The 17,655-nt window shown below is 65.9% G+C and carries 16 protein-coding genes and 2 pseudogenes; 14 read left to right on the top strand and 4 right to left on the bottom strand.

The features are described from left to right. Positions 1 to 453 precede the first annotated feature (453 nt). The 10 genes from RJ03_RS31575 (at position 454) to RJ03_RS31530 (ending at position 10,534) form a co-directional block, all read left to right on the top strand. On the top strand, positions 454 to 717 hold the full coding sequence (locus RJ03_RS31575; protein ID WP_051025504.1) for a MerR family transcriptional regulator: 264 nt from the start codon (positions 454 to 456) through the stop codon (positions 715 to 717). A 155-nt stretch (positions 718 to 872) separates the two neighbouring features. Further along, positions 873 to 1,721: an MEDS and STAS domain-containing protein gene (locus RJ03_RS31570; protein ID WP_218001044.1), complete on the top strand. Its 849-nt coding sequence runs from the start codon at positions 873 to 875 to the stop codon at positions 1,719 to 1,721. Beyond that, positions 1,718 to 2,671, top strand: a complete 954-nt coding sequence (locus RJ03_RS31565; RefSeq protein WP_051025502.1) for an anti-sigma factor RsbA family regulatory protein — start codon at positions 1,718 to 1,720, stop codon at positions 2,669 to 2,671. Before RJ03_RS31570 ends, RJ03_RS31565 begins: the two co-directional genes overlap by 4 nt. 601 nt (positions 2,672 to 3,272) lie before the next feature. Continuing rightward, a complete protein-coding gene (locus RJ03_RS31560; RefSeq protein ID WP_036509756.1) occupies positions 3,273 to 4,412 on the top strand; it encodes an amidohydrolase family protein in 1,140 nt (379 codons plus the stop codon). A 26-nt stretch (positions 4,413 to 4,438) separates the two neighbouring features. Further along, entirely contained in the window at positions 4,439 to 5,116 is a 678-nt protein-coding gene (locus RJ03_RS31555) for an amidohydrolase family protein (RefSeq protein WP_281032304.1), read from the top strand. A gap of 40 nt (positions 5,117 to 5,156) precedes the next feature. Then, positions 5,157 to 6,017, top strand: coding sequence for an alpha/beta fold hydrolase (locus RJ03_RS31550; RefSeq protein ID WP_036509752.1), 861 nt, complete (start codon positions 5,157 to 5,159; stop codon positions 6,015 to 6,017). Then, positions 6,014 to 7,042 (top strand): VOC family protein, encoded by a 1,029-nt coding sequence (locus RJ03_RS31545; protein WP_036509707.1) that lies wholly within the window; start codon positions 6,014 to 6,016, stop codon positions 7,040 to 7,042. Before RJ03_RS31550 ends, RJ03_RS31545 begins: the two co-directional genes overlap by 4 nt. Further along, positions 7,039 to 8,796, top strand: coding sequence for a bifunctional 3-(3-hydroxy-phenyl)propionate/3-hydroxycinnamic acid hydroxylase MhpA (gene mhpA, locus RJ03_RS31540; protein ID WP_036509705.1), 1,758 nt, complete (start codon positions 7,039 to 7,041; stop codon positions 8,794 to 8,796). The genes RJ03_RS31545 and mhpA overlap by 4 nt, the downstream gene beginning before the upstream one ends. Continuing rightward, positions 8,793 to 9,611 carry a 2-keto-4-pentenoate hydratase gene (locus RJ03_RS31535; protein WP_036509703.1) on the top strand — a complete coding sequence of 273 codons (819 nt, stop codon included), beginning with the start codon at positions 8,793 to 8,795 and terminating at the stop codon, positions 9,609 to 9,611. Before mhpA ends, RJ03_RS31535 begins: the two co-directional genes overlap by 4 nt. Continuing rightward, positions 9,596 to 10,534 carry an acetaldehyde dehydrogenase (acetylating) gene (locus RJ03_RS31530; RefSeq protein WP_373281739.1) on the top strand — a complete coding sequence of 313 codons (939 nt, stop codon included), beginning with the start codon at positions 9,596 to 9,598 and terminating at the stop codon, positions 10,532 to 10,534. The genes RJ03_RS31535 and RJ03_RS31530 overlap by 16 nt, the downstream gene beginning before the upstream one ends. Before the next feature lie 55 nt (positions 10,535 to 10,589). Here the strand turns inward: RJ03_RS31530 and RJ03_RS31525 are convergent. The 4 genes and pseudogenes from RJ03_RS31525 to RJ03_RS31510 all read right to left on the bottom strand — a co-directional run bounded on the left by RJ03_RS31525 (position 10,590) and on the right by RJ03_RS31510 (position 16,048). Then, positions 10,590 to 11,629 (bottom strand): annotated as a pseudogene (locus RJ03_RS31525) (amidohydrolase family protein). 457 nt (positions 11,630 to 12,086) lie between these two features. Beyond that, positions 12,087 to 12,917, bottom strand: a complete 831-nt coding sequence (locus RJ03_RS31520; RefSeq protein ID WP_036509699.1) for an SDR family oxidoreductase — start codon at positions 12,915 to 12,917, stop codon at positions 12,087 to 12,089. A 305-nt stretch (positions 12,918 to 13,222) separates the two neighbouring features. Further along, a complete protein-coding gene (locus tag RJ03_RS31515; protein WP_245552451.1) occupies positions 13,223 to 13,885 on the bottom strand; it encodes a TetR/AcrR family transcriptional regulator in 663 nt (220 codons plus the stop codon). Positions 13,886 to 14,590: 705 nt separating this feature from the next. After that, positions 14,591 to 16,048 carry a DHA2 family efflux MFS transporter permease subunit gene (locus RJ03_RS31510; protein ID WP_051025500.1) on the bottom strand — a complete coding sequence of 486 codons (1,458 nt, stop codon included), beginning with the start codon at positions 16,046 to 16,048 and terminating at the stop codon, positions 14,591 to 14,593. A gap of 98 nt (positions 16,049 to 16,146) precedes the next feature. Between RJ03_RS31510 and RJ03_RS31505 the strand changes: the two genes are divergently transcribed. The 4 genes and pseudogenes from RJ03_RS31505 to RJ03_RS38000 form a co-directional block, all read left to right on the top strand. Next, entirely contained in the window at positions 16,147 to 16,815 is a 669-nt protein-coding gene (locus tag RJ03_RS31505) for a TetR/AcrR family transcriptional regulator (RefSeq protein WP_051025499.1), read from the top strand. A gap of 29 nt (positions 16,816 to 16,844) precedes the next feature. Continuing rightward, positions 16,845 to 17,108 (top strand): transposase, encoded by a 264-nt coding sequence (locus RJ03_RS39145; protein WP_063920237.1) that lies wholly within the window; start codon positions 16,845 to 16,847, stop codon positions 17,106 to 17,108. Beyond that, positions 17,045 to 17,278: a hypothetical protein gene (locus RJ03_RS38005; RefSeq protein WP_174372363.1), complete on the top strand. Its 234-nt coding sequence runs from the start codon at positions 17,045 to 17,047 to the stop codon at positions 17,276 to 17,278. The genes RJ03_RS39145 and RJ03_RS38005 overlap by 64 nt, the downstream gene beginning before the upstream one ends. 173 nt (positions 17,279 to 17,451) lie before the next feature. After that, positions 17,452 to 17,655, top strand: a pseudogene (locus RJ03_RS38000) (IS5/IS1182 family transposase); the annotation flags it as partial.

Here is a 17,655-nt window from a genome sequence, read left to right as displayed (position 1 = left end):
GCCCTGCTCGCCGACCCAGGGAAAAATCTTCAGTGACGACAGTAGACATTCGCCGATTGATGCGGTAACTTGTGTCTCGTAGTAAGGAAAGAAAGTGTCGAGATGGCACGGGAGATGATGAACTGCCCGTGAGAGGGAAGACGGCGGGCGCGGCTGCGGGACCAGCAAGTACGACGGTCTCGCCGCCCGCCGGGCAAGAAATGAAGTGGAACGGAAAGTTGAAGTAACCCGTGAGGAGAAGGGAGGAGTTGCCCGTCGGGTCACTCGGAAGCACGTCTGGTCCGTGTGATCGCCGACGCTTCGGTTACATGTCGGAAGACGCAAGTACATTCCCCCTTTCAGCGCCCCGGTGCCGTCTGGCATCGGGGCGCTCCGGCGTATGGAGGCCGCGGGATTTCTGAATCACCCACCGCGAACGAGAAGTTCGACGACGACGACTACCCCGCCTACACGATGGGCCGGGCCGCGGACATGCTCGGCACCACCCAGGCGTTTCTGCGCACCCTGGACGAGGCGAAACTGATCACCCCGCAACGCTCGGCCGGCGGGCACCGCCGCTACTCGCGCTACCAGCTGCGTATCGCCGCCCGTGCCCGTGAGCTCGTCGACCAGGGCACCCCCCTCGAGGCGGCGTGCCGGATCATCATCCTCGAAGACCAGCTCGCCGAAGCGCGTGAGCTCAATGCCAAACTCAGCCGAGAAGACCGATCCGGCTGATCCTCCGCGACCCGGTCGACCGGGGCACCGACGTCAGTCATGTTGTCGGGCAGGTCGATTCGATGGCCGGCACGCGCGGTGTGCTGGGCAGGCCGGGGGATCGACCCGGTCGCCCCGGGGCACCGGTCGAACACGCCGCGGTTAGACTCGGCGCGGTGAGACGGTCTGCTCGGTTGCAGCATGTGCGTGGCTTGGGGCTGCGCGACCATGTGTGCTGGGCTTATACGGGGCTGGCGGAGTTCAGGGACCGTGCCGCAGAGTTCCTCGCCGACGGTCTGGACGCCGGTTGTCGCGTCCGCTATATCCGGTCCGGCGCGGTCGGCGACATCGCCGACGACTTGCGTGAGCTAGCGGGCTGGAGCGAGGCGTTGCGGGACGGCAGCGCCGAGGCCGTATCGCTCGAGGACCTCTACGGCGCCGACGAGGTCCTGGACCCGGCCGGCCAGGTCCGGGCCCACGCCGAGGCGACCGAGCGTGCCGTGGCGGACGGGTTTCGAGGACTGCGAGTAGCGGCCGATTGCACGTCGCTGGTCGGCACTGCGACTCGGCTGGCGGTTCTCGCACGCTACGAACATCTGATCGACCGCTATATGGCCGGCCATCCGTTCTCGGCACTGTGTGGTTACGATCGGTCGGCGGTCGAGGCCGGGGTGCTGGCCCAGCTGGCCTGTCTGCACCCGTGCACCGATGCCGGCGCAGCAGGGTTCCGGTTGTACGCTCCGCTGTCGGCGAGCCACACCGTCGCTCTCGCCGGTGAACTCGATCTGTCCACCCGTGAGGTCCTCGCGCCGACATTGGAGCGATTCGAGGTGAAGCCCGAGGGCGGCGACGTGGTCCTCGACGCCACCGGCCTGGAATTCATCGACCATGTCGGCCTGACTCGGCTGGCGGATTGGGCGGCGGTGCGCGATGCGGATCTGGTGATCCGCACCCGGTGGTCCGGTATCGATCGCGTGATTCGGCTACTCGATATTTCCAACGTGCGAGCGGAGCAGCTCCTATGACGTCGACAACCCGCACGGGCCCGCGAGCAGGTGAGTTCGTCCACCCCGCCGTGTTCTACCGCTCCGACGAGGATTACCTGGCTACCCTCGCGCCGTTCATCACCGAGGGCCTGGAACAGCAGCATCCGATAGCGGTCGCAGTTCCCGGCCTCCGGCTTCGAGTATTACGTGATGCCGTCGGATCCGCTGGGGAAGGCGTGACGTGGATCGATATGGCGCAGGCCGGCCGGAATCCGGGCCGGATCATTCCCGGGGTGTTGCGGCGATTCGCCGATGTGCATCCGGACCGGCACGTGCGCATCATCGGTGAGCCGATCTGGCAGGGGCGCACCGCCACCGAATACCCCGCCTGCGCTCAGCACGAGGCGTTGATCAACGCGGCCTTCGCCGGTCGCGACGTGACGATCGCCTGCCCCTACGACGCCACGCGACTCGCTCCCGACGCACTCGCCGACGCGTATCTGACCCACCCGCTGGTCTGGGAGACGCACCGTCGGTACCGCAGCGATCGATACGACCCGGACAGCGTGGTCAGCCGATACAACGAGGAATTGGTCGTGCCGGTCGAGGTGACGGAACACCCCGTCGACACGTCCGCCGAGGTATCGGACGCCCGGCGATCCGCCACAGCCGAAGCCCGCCGGCTCGGCCTGGCCGAAGAACGGATTGCCGATTTCGAATTGATCGTGACGGAGCTGGTCACCAACAGTCTCGTCCATACCGGGGGACCGTGCCGGTGGCGGCTGTGGCGCGACGGCGACGACATCGTCTTCGACCTGCGTGATTTCGGGCACGTGACCGATCCCTTGATCGGGCGGCATCCGCCGGTCCGGGATCGCTTCGGCGGCCGCGGTCTGTTCCTCGTCAACGAGCTCGCCGACTTGGTCCGCATCCACTCCACACCCCACGGCACCACCTGGCGTGTTCTGCTCCACGTCCATTCGCGCTGAACCGCCGATCCGGTGGTACTGCCTGGCCTCGCAGGTCCCTGACCCAAGCCTTAGGCAGAACACGAAAACCCTTGCGGTGCTGCGCTTTCAGTGGTTCTACGGACTGACTCCATAGTCGATGCAGTCCGCATTGATCAGATTTGATGATTTCATCGAGATGATCCCGGCCGACCTGTCCTTGCCGCGGGCTGTGACCGGCCTTGCGTATCCGGCCGTGGTGTCGTGGCCGAGCGGGCGGACGTGGGTTTTCCCGAAAAGCTCTGGGCTTCAGCATTTCCGGTGCGAATCACCGAGTGCTGACCGCCCCTTCTGTCACGTCGACGGCCGCCATTGCACTCCGGCCGTTGTGTAGGCGCCAGTGGTCGGAACGCGCCATCCGATGATCGAAACCCGGTCGCTCGACTGTGTGGGCCGCGCCTACTGACTTTTACCGAAAATTTAGCCACGCCGACTCGGTTGGAGCATACGATCGCCTCTGATCAACCTATCAGTTATGGTGAGCGCTGCGGTGCGAATGCCGACCGGCTTCGAACGCAGTTCCGTCCGGGTGGATTCGTTCTGCTCGCGCAGTGTCGCCCCAATCAGAAGAGTGAGGATCTCGGTGTCCGCAAACATCCCCAATTCCCGGATCACGTTGAATCGCCGCCGCGCATTGGGGGGCGCGGTGGCCGGTGCACTGGGCGTCGCCGCGACGGTCGCCGCGGTCCCGATCGTGCAAGCGGCCCCTGCTCGGACCCAGCAGCCCGCGCCTTCGGGCACCTACCGAATCGATCTCCACGCGCATTTCCTGCCGCCGGACTACCGTGCCGCACTGATCGAGCACGGCCATCTCACCATCGGTGGTTACCCGACGCCGGGCTGGTCGCCGGAGCAGGCGCTCGCGTTCATGGACTATTACGGCATCCAGGCTCAGGCGTTGTCCGTTTCCGACCCGGGCGTGTCCTTCTTGTCCGGCAAGGAGGCCAACGATATGGCCCGCTACTGCAATACCTATGCCGCCGGCCTGTTCAAGTCCAACCCGACCCGGTTCGGTGCGTTCGCGGTGCTGCCGATGCCGGACATTCCGGCTTCGATCGACGAGGCGATCTTCGCCCTCGACCAGCTCCACCTCGACGGTGTGATTCTGCTGTCGGCCTATAACGGCGTATACCTCGGCGATCCACGGTTCGAGCCGCTGATGGCCGCCTTGAATCAGCGCAACGCATACGTCTTCGTCCATCCGGCGGCGATCCCGGACGACGCGAAACCGAAACTCCCACTGCCGGATTTCCTCGAGGAATTCACCTTCGACACCACTCGAGCGGCCACCATGATGATGATGACCGGGATGACACAGCGTTATCCGAACATCCGCTTCCAGCTCGCGCACGCGGGCGGAACGGTGCCGTTCCTGTCGCATCGGATCAGTGTCGCGTCGCAGACCGTCATCGGGCAGTTGTGGCCACAGGATCTGCCCAAACTCTCGATCCTGGATATCCAGCGGCAGATTTCGAACTTCTACGTCGATACCGCGCTCAGTGGGTCGGCCGCGGCCATGTCCAGCGCGCTCGCGGTCACCAGTCGTGACCACATCGTGTTCGGCTCCGACTGGCCCTTCAGCGCGCTCACCCTCCCGCAATCCGGCAGCCACGACCCGGCGCCAGGACTCAGCGACATCTTCGATGCCGACCAGCGCATGGAGGTCGAGCATCACAACCCCCTGCGGCAGCTTCCCCGCCTGGCGCAGGCGGTCAAATCCTGACGGATCCGGGGCGATGAACGGGTGGGGTGCTGCTCGGTTTCGTCGGCCATATGCGGCGAGCACCCCACCGCTGCCGGGTCGGTGGAACCGTGGAACCAATACCCACCGATCCTCGGCGCCGCTTTCGTGTAGCGCATGCGCGGGACGGCGTCGAGGAGTACACAGAAAGGCGCGTCATGAGCGGTCACGCACGGATCGACACCCATCAGCACTACCTGCCGCAGTTCTACCGCGATCTGCTCGACAGTCACGGGATGGATGCCGGTGGATGGCCCACCCCCGACTGGAGTCTCGAGGCCGCCCTGGCCCTCATGGACGACCTCCAGATCGCTACCGGAGTCGTCTCGCTGAGCTCGCCGGGTGTGCGATTCGACGACGACGAGACGAGCCGCGCGGTGGCCCGGCGGGTGAACGAGTTCGTCGCCGAACTCGTCAAGGACCGGCCCGAGCGGTTCGGCCTGTTCGCCAGTCTGCCGCTGCCCGATGTCGACGGTGCGCTGGCCGAAATCGCCGACGCCTACGACGAATTGCACGCCGACGGCGTGGTGCTGCTCTCCAACGTCGACGGCATCTACCTCGGTGACCGGGCTTATGAACCGGTCTGGGAGGAGCTGAACCGCCGCTCCGCTGTGGTTGTCTCATCGCGGCAAAAGTTTGTGATGGTTTCATCATTTTCTCTTGACAAGGGATACCATCGGAACTGATGATTCAGTCATTAAATGTGTGGAGGTAGCTGTGACGAGCATCGACAAGGGTGTCGGGACCGAACGGACGGTCCGAGTCGGCGATCGCGAGATCTTCTTCGTGGAAGCGGGTTCGGGTCCCGTGGTGGTTCTGCTGCATGGTGGTGGCCCCGGGGCCTCCGGGGTGTCGAACTATTCGCGCAATATCGAGGTGCTGGCGCAGCGGTTCCGGGTGATCGTGCCGGATATGCCCGGCTACGGCCGTTCCTCGAAGTGGGTGGACCGGTCGGATCCGTTCGGTGATCTGGCGGCGGCCGTCGGCGGGTTGCTGGATGAACTGGACATCCCGAAGGCGGACCTGATCGGCAACTCGTACGGCGGCGCGGCGGCCCTGCGCTTGGCCATGGACCGGCCGGAGAAGGTGGGCCGAATGGTCCTCATGGGTCCCGGCGGTGTCGGAACCACTCGCGCGTTGCCGACCGCGGGTTTGCAGCGGCTGCTCAACTACTACACCGGAGGCGGTCCGAGCCGGGAGAAGATCACCGAGTTCATTCGCGAGTATCTGGTGTACGACGGCAGCGTCGTGCCCGAGGAGCTCGTCGAGGCGCGCTATCAGGCCAGCCTCGATCCGGAGGTGGTGGCGAATCCGCCGTTGCGCCGCCCGTCGGGCCCGTTGGCGCTGCGGACGTTGTGGCGGATGGATTTCACTCGTGACTCGCGACTGCGAAAGGTCGCTCATCCGACGCTGGTCGTGTGGGGGACCGACGACAAGGTCAACAGGCCCGACGGTGGAAAGATGCTCCTCGACGCCATGCCCGACTGCGATCTGTATCTGGCGGCGAACACCGGTCACTGGGTGCAGTGGGAACGCGCGGAGCTGTTCAACGCCCTCGCCACCGCGTTTCTCGAGGCGCAGCGATGAGCGACTTTCTCCGCCCGAACACCGACCATTCGGTGTTCGGTGCGGTGCACCTGGGATACGTTGTCGTACAATCGAATCGGCTGACCGATTGGCGGCGCTTCGGCGCCGACGCGATCGGGCTGCATGTCGATGATCTCGACAGCAATACCCTGCGATTCCGCCTGGACGACCGCTCCTGCCGGTTCCTGATCCGGCGGGGCTCGGCCGAGGACGTCATCGCGCTGGGCTGGCAGGTCGACGATCACGAGACCTTCGACCGCATCGTCGCCCGTGTCACCGAGCGTGGGGTCCCGATCATCGAGGCCACGCCGGAGGAAGCGGCCCTGCGCGGCGTGGAGCGGTTGTGGCGCTTCGCCGGCCCGAAAGGCATCGCACAGGAGATCTTCACCACGCCGGTCACAACTGCGGAGCCGTTGCGGATGATCAGCTCCGGCTGGGTAACCGGGGAGGCCGGTCTCGGGCACGTAGCGATGATCTCCCGCGAACCGGAGGCGACGCGCGGCTACTACGAGACCGTCTTCGACTCCCGCTTGTCGGACTACATCGACGAGAACGTGTCCGGGCTGAAGATGAAGATCCGGTTCCTGCGGGTCAACGAGCGCCACCACTCGATCGCCATCGCCAATATTCGCGGTGTGAAGATCGATCCGATTCGAACATCGGTGCAGCACATCAACATTCAGTCCGCGACGCTGGACGACATGCTTGCCGCGTTCGAGCGCGTCACCGCGCTCGGGTTCCGGATGCAATGGTCGGTCGGCCAGCACACCAACGACAGAGAGTTGTCGTTCTACTGCGTGACTCCCTCCGGTTTCGAGCTGGAGGTCGGCTGGAATCCGATCGTCGTCGGCCCGGAGCTCGAATCCACCTGGGAGCCGACCACCTATCAGGGCATCAGTATCTGGGGTCACACCACGGTGGGAGAGGCCGTCCTGGACAAGTTCGCCCAATTCCGGCAGGCGCTGCAGTCGATCAGAAATCCGGAGATCACCGTTCCCGAGCTCGCAGAAGGGTTTTCACGATGAGTACCACCGACTACGACGTCGTGGTCGTCGGCCTGGGGCCGACCGGCCTGACCCTGGCCAATCTGCTGGGCCGGCGCGGCGTGAGTGTGCTGGTGCTCGAACGCGAACCGGAATACTACGGTCTGGCGCGGGCGGTCTACACCGACGACGAATGTATGCGGATCTTCCAGACCGCCGGTACCGCAGACGAACTCGCCGCGGACATGAACACCGACTCCGCCGTGCAGTGGGTGCGCCGCGACGGACGGGTGCTGGTGCAGTTCAAACAGGTCCAGCGGCCGTTGAGCTGGCCGGTGGTCAACTTCCTGTACCAGCCCTATCTGGAGAACAGTCTCGAACGCTCCCTCGGCAGATACCCGCACGTCACGGTGCGCCGGGGTCGTGAGGTTGTCGATTTCGACCAGGACGCCGACGGCGTCGGCGTCGAGCACGTCCAGTGTGGCGGCACCGGTTACGGTCAGCGAGAAGCGAAAAGCGATCCGAGCACCGCCGAGCGAGTGCGAGCCAAGTTCCTGGTCGGCTGCGACGGCGGACGCAGTGTCGTGCGCACGAAGCTGGGAATCGACATGACCGGCACGAGTTTCCCGGAGCGGTGGCTGGTGGTGGATCTGAAGGCGAAGGACGGAGTGGATGCCTTCCGGCATCTGCCGTACTTCGACTTCGTGTGTGACCCCGATCTGCCGATCGTGTCGTGTCCGCAGCCGGACGGGCATCACCGATTCGAGTTCATGCTCACCGAATCACAGACCAAAGAGCAGATGGAGGACCCGGAAACGGTCCGCCGGCATATCGCCCGGTTCGTGAACCCGGACGAGGTGCAGGTCCTGCGCAAGCTCGTCTACACGTTCAACGCCGTGGTCGCCGATCGCTGGCGCGTCGGGCGCATCCTGCTCGCCGGCGATGCCGCGCACATGACGCCGCAGTTCGTCGGTCAGGGGATGGGCTCGGGCGTGCGCGATGCGGACAACCTGGCCTGGAAGCTCACCGCGATCCTGAAACACGGGGCCGGCCAATCCATTCTGAACAGTTACGAAACCGAACGCCGGCCACACGCCAAAGCGATGATCGACTTCTCGGTCTTCAACAAATCCCTGGTGTCGGTCGACAACACGCTGATTGCGGCCGCCCGCGACATCGTGGTGACGGCCTCGTTGCACACGCCCGGCCTCGGTGGTTGGATCCGTGCCGCCAAGATGAAACCCCGTCCACGGTTCCGCCGCAACGCGTACCTCGGCCTGCCTCGTGATCTGTTCGGATTGCGCGGCGTGGAGGGCACGCTGTCCCCGCAACCGGAGGTCCGCACCTACGACGGTCGCCACCGGCGTCTCGACGATGTACTCGGCCTCGGGTTTTCGGTGCTCGGCTACGGCGTCGACCCTCGGGCCGCGCTCGGTGCCGACGATGTGGCCGCGTTGCAGGCGCTGGGAACACGCTTCGTGACCGTGTATCCCTTCGGCGGGCGGCCCCAGGTTTCACCCGGCGACGGGCGCGCAACGGGTGACGACTACGCCGACGCGGAAGACCACACCGGCGCGTTGATCCGATGGTTCGCCAAGGCCGGCGTCGGTTCCGGAGGGATGGTGTTGCTGCGCCCGGACCGGTTCGTCTTCGGCACTGCTGCCTCCGGCGGAGCCGGCCCGTTGATCGCCGAGTTGCGCCGGCAACTGGAGGTGAGAAGGCACGGATCCGGCACGGCGGCAGGTCGGCCCGATCCGGCATTCTCGCGAGATCAAGACCTCGAACAGGCTCGATGACATACGCCGGAAATCGGGCCGCGGCTGCAGCGCTCGCCGCAGCCGAGCGGTTGTCGGCCGCGGCGAACACCGGAATACCGGTTCGCGCCGTCCGCGATCTGATCGGTTCCGACGATGTGACGCAAGCATATGCCGTACAGCGCAGAGGAATTCGTCGCCGTGTGAAATCGGGTGCGCGCATCGTAGGGCGCAAAATTGGGCTCACATCACCCATCGTCCAGCAGCAACTCGGTGTGAATCAGCCCGATTTCGGTGTGTTGTTCCATGATATGGATGTCGCCGAAACTCCTGTGGCGCAACGACCCAAGCTGCTGCAGCCCAAGGTGGAGGCCGAGCTGGCGTTCCTGCTCCGCGCGGATCTCGACGGCAACCGGCTCGACGCGACCACGGTGCGTGGTGCGGTGGACTACGCCGTGGCCGCGCTCGAAATCGTCGACAGCCGGATTGCCGACTGGGACATCAGTGTCGCCGACACGGTGGCCGACAACGCGTCGAGCGGATGGTTCGCGCTCGGCACCGATCGTCTGTCGCTCGGCGACTTCGAACCGCGCGATATCGCCATGAGTATGGCGATCGACGATGAGATCGTGTCGACCGGAACGGGTTCGGCGTGCCTGGGCGACCCACTGAACGCGCTGGCCTGGCTGGCACGGACCGCACGCGACTTCGGCGATCCACTCCGTGCCGGCGACCTGGTACTTTCCGGTGCGCTCGGACCGATGGCGCCGCTGCGCCCCGGGGCCCGAGTGCGCTCCGAACTATTCAGCGGCACAATGCTTCTCGGCAGCGTCGACTTCACTTGGGAGAAGTCGTGAGCCGTGTGAAAGTTGCGGTGATCGGGTCGGGCGGTATCGGTTCCGATGTGCTGATCGAGGTTCTGCGTTCGTCGGAGACCCTGGAGATGGCCGCCATGGTCGGCATCGATCCGGCCTCGGAGGGGTTGGCTCGTGCGGATCGGTTCGGGGTGCCGACCTCCGCGCGCGGGGTGGCCGGACTCCTCTGCATGGAGCATTTCGACGAGATCGACATCGTCTTCGACGCTACGACCGCGGGCGCGCACAAAGCCAATGCGGCCGCGCTCGAGCCGCACGGCAAGCGCCTGATCGACTTGACGTCCGCCGCGCTCGGCCCACTCGTCGTACCGGCGGTGGACCTCGATCAGCACCTGGACGCGCCGAACGTCAACATGGTGACGTGTGGTGGTCAGGCCACCATTCCGATCGTTGCGGCCATTTCGCGCGTCACCGCAGTGCCCTACGCCGAGGTCGTCGCTCCGATCGCCTCGAAGCCTGTCGGGCCCGGAACCAGGACGATGATCGACGATTTCACCGAGACCACCTCACGAGCGATCGAAGCTGTCGGCGGTGCGACCGCCGGCCGGGCGATCATCGTGCTCGATCCGGCCGAGCCGCGGCTCATGCGCGATACCGTGCTCGCGCTGATCGGTGATCCGGATCCGAAAACCCATGCGGCCGTGCGGGTATCGATCGAGTCCATGATCGCCGACGTCGCGGCCTACATTCCGGGCTACCGACTGAAGCAGCCTGTGCAGATCACCGCGATATTGCCGGACGCTTCGCCGCATCCGCCCGCCGGCGGTGCTGCGGTGACCCATCAGGTTTCGGTGTCCCTGGAGGTGGAGTGCGCAACTCGTGCCGCGAATGTGGACCTCATGACTTCGGCGGCACTGCGTGTCGCCGAGCGTATCGCCGCCACCACCTCGGCGAGCGTGAAGTGACGGTCCGCCGATAGTGTCGCGCGGTCGCGGACGGCGTGCCCCGAGCAGAAAGTGGTCAGCGTTTGCTCGCCGCCCGCGCGATCACTCGAAAGACCTGCTCGCGCAGCTGCCGCCGGACGCGAACGGAACGCGGCGGCGGGGCGATCTCTGGAGCCGATGCCCCGAATCGGGGAAACAACGCGGCCGCGTTGCCGCGTTCGATCCTATGTCTGGCTGCGTCATCCAGACCACGGTAGGTATCGAGACCGGCGTTGAAATAGTGCACCGCCGGTTCGGGTGCGAACGGCCAATCGCTGCCGTAGAGCACATGTCCGGGCTCGGCGAACGCGAGCAGGGACGGCAGTGCGGCGGCACTGGCCGACAGAGCGGTGTCGAAGTAGAAGCTCGCGAAGTCGTCGAGCACATCGAGCGGACTGGCGCCGGTCTGATCGAAGATGCTGAGCGCCATCCGGTGCGCGGCGTAGGGAATGAATCCACCGGCATGGCTGAGCACGAACCGAATCCGTGGATAGCGGCGACGGATTCCGTTGCGCACCAACAGATATGCTGCCCGGGTCGTGTCGAGTAGGAAGTCCGCTGCGAAGGGCGGGATACCGGGAACCGGATCGGCTGTCAGGTCCGCGGGATGCACGAAGGCGATCGCCGAGCGCTGATCGAGCACTCGGAACAGGTCGTCCTGACCGTCGGCGCCGAGATAGGTGCCCCGGGCATTCGCCAACAACACCACTCCGCCGGCGCCGAGTGTGTCCAGGGCGCGTTCCGCCTCGGCGGCCGCGGCCGGCACGTCGGGCATCGGCAGTGTCGCGAAGAATCCGAAACGGCCCGGATGGGCGGCGGCAATCGCGGCGGAGTAGTCATTGAGGTCGCGGGCCAACTCTGCCGCCGCGCGAGCGTCGGTCAGGAAGGCGGTCCCGGGTGTGGAGATCGACAGCACGGCCCCGGCAATCCCCGCCCCGTCATCATCCGAAGGGCCTCTTCCGCGCTCCACCGCGGCAGCTCCCGACCGCCGGCCGCGCTGATGCCGTGCGATGCCAGCACCTCCCGGTACAGCGGTGGGATCAGATGTTGATGGACATCTATGCGGTCATTCGACAACGTGGTTTCCTTCGTCGGCCGTAATTCGCCGGACGGCTACCGGAGCGCCTGATCCAAGTTCGACGCGACGACGAGACTGTCGGCAAAATGACTCTAGTCACAATTCTGACAACTTGATCATTTCGCGTCCGGGGACACTTGTACCATAACTGAGGATTTCATCATAACTGGGCGGAAGGCGTCATGACAAGCGCGGACGGGAAGGGTAACTCCGGTGGTACTTCCTACGGCGCCGAATCGGCGATCGTGCGCGACGACGGCACACGCCTGGCTCGCGCGCTGACGCTCGACCGGGTGCTGCGCTCGAAGTGTCTGCCGGTCACTGTCTCCGCGCCGTGGGGGCTGACGATCGCGACCGGCGGATCGAACCGTCATGCAGGACGAGCTCAGCAGGCAGACCCGCCATCGCGGGCCGATCGTGGGCTGACGAGGCGCGGACCGGTCGATACGAGCGGGCTCACGCCAGGCCGGCGAGCTGATCGCTGACCGAGCGTAGCTGCTGGGCGACCGACGGATCCCGGGCGAGTTCGGAGGGCTGGCGGATTCGGTTGTCCTCGAAGTACTCACCGGTGATGGTGGCGACGGCTGGATCCGCGGCCAGGTAGGCCACCCGCCGCCCGCCCTCCTCTGGCGAAACCATCACGGCACGTTTGAGCACCGACAGCAGTGGACGCGCGATAGCAGGGGCGCGATTCCAGATGTCGGTGGCGACCACGCCCGGATGCAACGCGTTGACGGTAACGCCGGTGCCCGCCAATTCCGCAGCCAGACTGCGGGTGTACAACACATTGGCCAGCTTGGAGCGCGAGTAGGCCTTCATGATCGAATAACCGCTCCGGTACTGCAGGTCGTCGAAATCCATTGTGCCGCGGTAATGCCCGGTGGACGCAGTGAAAACGATGCGAGCCGGTGCTCCGGCGACCAGCAATGGCTTCACTGTCTCGGTGAGCAAGTAGGGGGCCAAATGGTTGACGGCGAAGGTCGCTTCGTAGCCGTCCACGGTTTCGATGCGCTTGGCATTGACGCTGCCGGCGTTGTTGATCAGGACGTCTATCCGCTGATACTCGGCGCGCACCTGCTCACTCAACGTGCGCACGGAGTCCAAGGACGAGAAGTCGGCCGTCAAGGTATCGACTCGGGCCGCGCCCGCCGCACCGATCCGTCGAGCGGCGGTGCGCAGTTTCTCCTCGTTACGTCCGACGAGAACGAGATGTCTGCCGGGTGCGAGCTGGGCCGCGCACTCGAGGCCTATGCCTGCGGTCGCGCCGGTGATGACGACGGTGTCCACGTGTCGTGCCTTCCTTCCAGGGCCTGTCCGGCTGTTCCGGGTGGGAGGTAGCTGCCCGGAACAGCGAAACTGTTCCGGCGGCGACAATCTCGTCGCCGGCCTGATTACGGCGCAGTCGCCGGCTCCTGTCCTGCCTCGACAAATATGATGGAATCATCAAACTAGATGGGAGTGGCTGTCAAGAGCGGGTTTCGAATGTGTCGCTGCGGCGTTCACACCGGCGCGTGCCGGGTCCAGCCGGCTCGCCGCGGCAATCCGTCTGGTGATACCCGCGCCGACCTCACGGCAGGCGGCTCGAGTGCGGGCTACAGCTGCGGTTGTTCGGGCAGGGGAGCGGACACCAATTTCTCCGCCGAACGTTTGTTCATCCCGAACATGCGCAGCACATGGAAGGTCATCTCGTCGGTGAGGGTTTCCACGTCGGCGTCGGGCCGGGCGTCCAGCAACTGGAGCAGGCCCAGCAATGCGCCCCCGGCTGCCATGATCGCCATATCCGGATCCATCGGGGAGAATCGGCCCGCCTCCTGCGCGGCGATGATGTCGTGACGGGCGCGCGGTGCCAGCCCCTCGTCGCGCAACAACACCGACATGCCGGAATGCAGCAGGACTCGCACCATCTCCGGGACCTGAGGTTGCAGTCGTCCGGTCATCCGGAAACTGACCGCGAAGACCTCGGCGGGATCGTCGTACATCGCGACGATGCCGTCGCGCATCTCGCTGTACACCTGCAGCACCGATCGGACGGCTTCGTCGAAAAGCTGTTCTTTGGATTCGAAGTGGTTGTAGAAGGAACCGAAGCCTACATCCGCCGCGTCGGTGATCTCTTGGATGCTGACCGCCGAACGCCCCTCCGACAAGAACTTCCGCGCCGCACCCAGCAAGGCGTTGCGAGTCCGCTCGCGCCGTCGGTCGATGCGGTTGCGGACCACTGGCTCGGCCATCTCGTGCCATCCCTTCAGCGACGTCATGAAGATCGTAACTGAGTATATTATCAGCTACGATTTCGTGTCCGGGATCTGGCGCGTATCCGGCAGCGCAGCGCTGCGGCGGCAGAGCGGCGTCGATCGATCAGGCGCGTCGGGGAGGTGAGGGTCGGTGTATCGGCCGTCGGCGCCTGGAGGGGGTCATCCTGGACGACGGCGTCCCGTTGATGACCGATGGCCGGCGCGCCGGGCGTCGCTACGCCCGGAGTTCGGGTCGTAGCCGTGCCTCAACCGCCGGTCTCGGTCTGGGCCGGCCAATTCCGGCCGCGGGTCGGCGGCGCAGTGGGCGCCGCGTGGCAGTCGGGGGGTCGACAGGCGCAGCCACGGGACCGTCACCCGGGATGGTTTCCAGCGACGGGCCGCGGAATGTGCGCGCCGGGTCATGAAGTTCGCCGATTCAGCGAGGCCGACCAGGTCGTGTCTCCCCATGATTTGAGCCACAAGAACGTTGTGCCGCGCCCATCCTGCGAAATCAGTTGCAGGACATCAACCCCTCGGATCTCCGCCCCGCACACCGCCAGGTCCGCAGTCACCGGTCTGCTCACCGCCACCGACCCCGCCGAAGGCCGGTCACAAGAAGGCGGCAGTGCCTACGCCCGCCGCAACGCCGACGAGGGTGGCCGCCGTCAGGCTGTCCAGAGCGTCCGCGGCCGTCGACCACACTGCGCAGCCACACTCTTCGTCGCCGCCTTATGTGCGGTTCGGCACTGGGCCCGGGGCTTTTTCGCGGCGAGTCCGCATCTCCAGGATAGCCATGAGCGCGGTCGGCACGACCGCCAGCACCGACGCGGCCAGCACCCAGGCGAAGGTCACCGCGAATGCCGATGCCGGATCGGGATGCTCGACGCCCTTGTCGTGCAGGTGTTGCTGCAGGACGACCACGAAGGCGGCGGTGCCGATGGAACCCCCGACGCGCTGCATGACGGTGAGTTGCGGTGTGGCATCGATGATCTGGGACGGAGTGAGATTCCGCAAGGCGGCGGTCATGGCGGGCATGGCCGCCAGGCCGATGCCGAGGCCGCGCACGATCATGGCGCAGCCGAGCAGCCAGTACGGGGTGTCGTCGGCGATCAACATGAACGGAATGGTCGCGACACAGCCGACCAGCGCACCGAGCAGGCAGGTCAGTGCACCGACCCGTTCGTAGAGCCGGGCAGACACCCCCATGGCGACGGCCGCACCGATGCCTTGAGGCGCCATGAGCAGGCCGGTGTGCGCAGCGTCCTGATGGCGAACCAGCTGAAAGTACAAGGGCAGCAACACCATCGCGCCGAATGTCACGGCTCCGATCACGAAGGTCGAGACGGTACCCGCCGTGAAGAAACGATCCCGCCACAACCTCAGGTCCAGCACGGGGTTCGGGATGCGAAGCGAGCGCACCACGAACAGGGCGGTGCACACCGCTCCTCCGCACAGCGTCACGAGCACCCGCGTAGCCGTCAGCCCGTGTGAGGCTGCCTCGGCGAGCCCGTAGGTGATGCCCACCATCCCCGCCGAGACCAGGATCAGTCCCGGTGTATCCAGGGCTCCGGCCGGTTCGTCCGGCTCGTCGGCGGGCAGCAGCCGTGCGGCGAGCACCAGCCCGATGACACCGATGGGCGCGTTGATCAGGAAGATCCACTGCCACCCCGCGTATTCCAGCAACAGCCCGCCGATGGTGGGACCGACGATCGGCGTCAGCACCATGGGTATGCCCGCGGCCACCATGGCTCTGGCCATGCCTTGCCGCCCGGCGGCGGTCACCAGGATCATCTGCCCGACGGGGATCATGACCCCGGCTCCGAGGCCCTGCGCGACCCGGGCGAGGATCAGCAGGCCGACGCTGTTCGCGGCCGCGCATGCGACCGAGGCGAGGGTGAATGCCAGCAGCGCACCGATATACAGCCGTTTAGCTCCCACTCGGCGTGCCGCCCATCCGGTCACCGGCAGCACCGCCGCCTGTACCAGCAGGTACGCGGTCACGACCCACTGGATTGCGTCGAGGGCGCCGCCTAGGTCGGCGGCGAGTGATTTCAAAGCGACATTGACGACGGTGGCGTCCAGGAACGCCAGAACCGCGCCGAACAGCACAACCACGACTGCCCGCCGCGCCTGCGGGCTGAGTGTCGGCCGCTCGACGGCCGCGTCCGATGGATTCGAGATGGTCACCCCTCGAAGTGTCACCCACGGGGATGAACCTGTCAACAAGTTGGATGACAATGTATCCGTTCAGATGACTCGATCATCCAGCCAGTTACAATGTTCGAATGGCGACCGAGCCCGACACCACCGCAAACTCCAGCCGTTCCGCCGCGGGCCGTCGTCCCCGCCGCGCGCCCAGCGCTGCAGATCGCCGTCGCGATGCCGAACGCTCACGCCAGGCGCTGCTCGATGCCGCGCTGGACGAGTTCGCGGCCAAGGGGTTCGACGGCGCCCGGGTGCAGGAGATCGCCGACCGGGCCGGGGTCAACAAGCAGCTGATCGCCTATTACTTCGGCGGCAAAGAGGGCCTTTATCAAGAGATCCAGCGCGGCTGGCCCGCGGCCGAGGCAGAGCGCGCCGATCCGGAACTCCCTCTCGAGGAGGTCGCCGCGCGCTACCTCTCCGCAGCGCTGGAAGATCCGAGACCTGCGCGGCTGCTGGTGTGGCGGGGGCTCACCGGAAGCGGTGCCGCCAGCGACTACCTCGAAGGGGAGGACACTGTCGAGACCGACCTGGCCAATCTTGCCCGCGCCCAGGAACGCGGAGAAATTCACCCGGACTTGGATCCGGCCTTCGTGCGCATGGCGGTCACGGGCATGATCCTGGCCCCGGTCATGCTGCCCGAGACCGCATTGCAGGCGACCGGAAAACAGCCTGGCTCATCGGAATTCGAGGAGTACTACAGCGGGCAGTTGCGGACGCTGCTCCGCCTTCTAGGTCGTGTCTCCCAATAGTGTTCGCTGTGTGGGGCTGATCGGGCATCATGTTCGCCGTGGTGACGGTGGCGGGTGATCGATATCGTGTGCTGACGGACAGGCAATGGGAGCTGCCGGAGTGGCTGTTGCCGAAATCCGAAGGGCGCGTTGGTCGTAACTTCTGCGAGAATCGCAGGATCGTGGAGGGGATGCTGTATCGGCTGCGCACCGGTGTGCCGTGGCGGGATCTGGCGGAGGTGTTCGGGCCGTGGCATACGGTGTGGAACGGCACCGCCGCGATGCCATCGACGGCACCTGGGATCGGGTGCTGACCGCGCTGCTCGCGCCGTCCGACAGCACCGGTGATCTGGACTGGGTAGTGGCGATCGACTCGACGATCGTGCGCGCGCATCAGCACGCCGCCGGGGGCCCGCACCGCTGGCCGGGAGTGCGATTCATGAACCGACCGGCCACGGGGTGGGCCGTTCGCGGGGCGGGCTGATCATCAAGGCCCCTGTGGCCACCGACGGCAACGCCCCGCGGCCTGGCCGTGCTGATCACGCCTGGACAGGCCGCAGACTCGGGTGATGCTGCCCGCAGTGGCTCGAGCGGGTGGCGGTGCCCCGGCTCGCCGGTGGCCCACCTCGGCGTGATCCCGGCACGGTCATCGCGGACATGGCGTACTCGGCGGCGTCGAACCGGGACCTGCTGCGGCGCAAACGGATCCGCAGCGTCATACCCCGACGATCCGGCCAGGTCGCCGACCGGAAAAAGTGCGGCCGCCTCGGTGGACGGCCGCCAGGCTTCGACGAGGTCGAGTACAAACGACGCAACGTGGTCGGGCGCGCGTTCAACAAGGGCGAACACTGGCGCGTAGTC

Source organism: Nocardia aobensis NBRC 100429 (assembly GCF_000308375.1).
In the GTDB taxonomy this organism is placed as follows: domain Bacteria; phylum Actinomycetota; class Actinomycetes; order Mycobacteriales; family Mycobacteriaceae; genus Nocardia; species Nocardia aobensis.
This window is presented reverse-complemented; position numbering and strand designations above follow the sequence as displayed.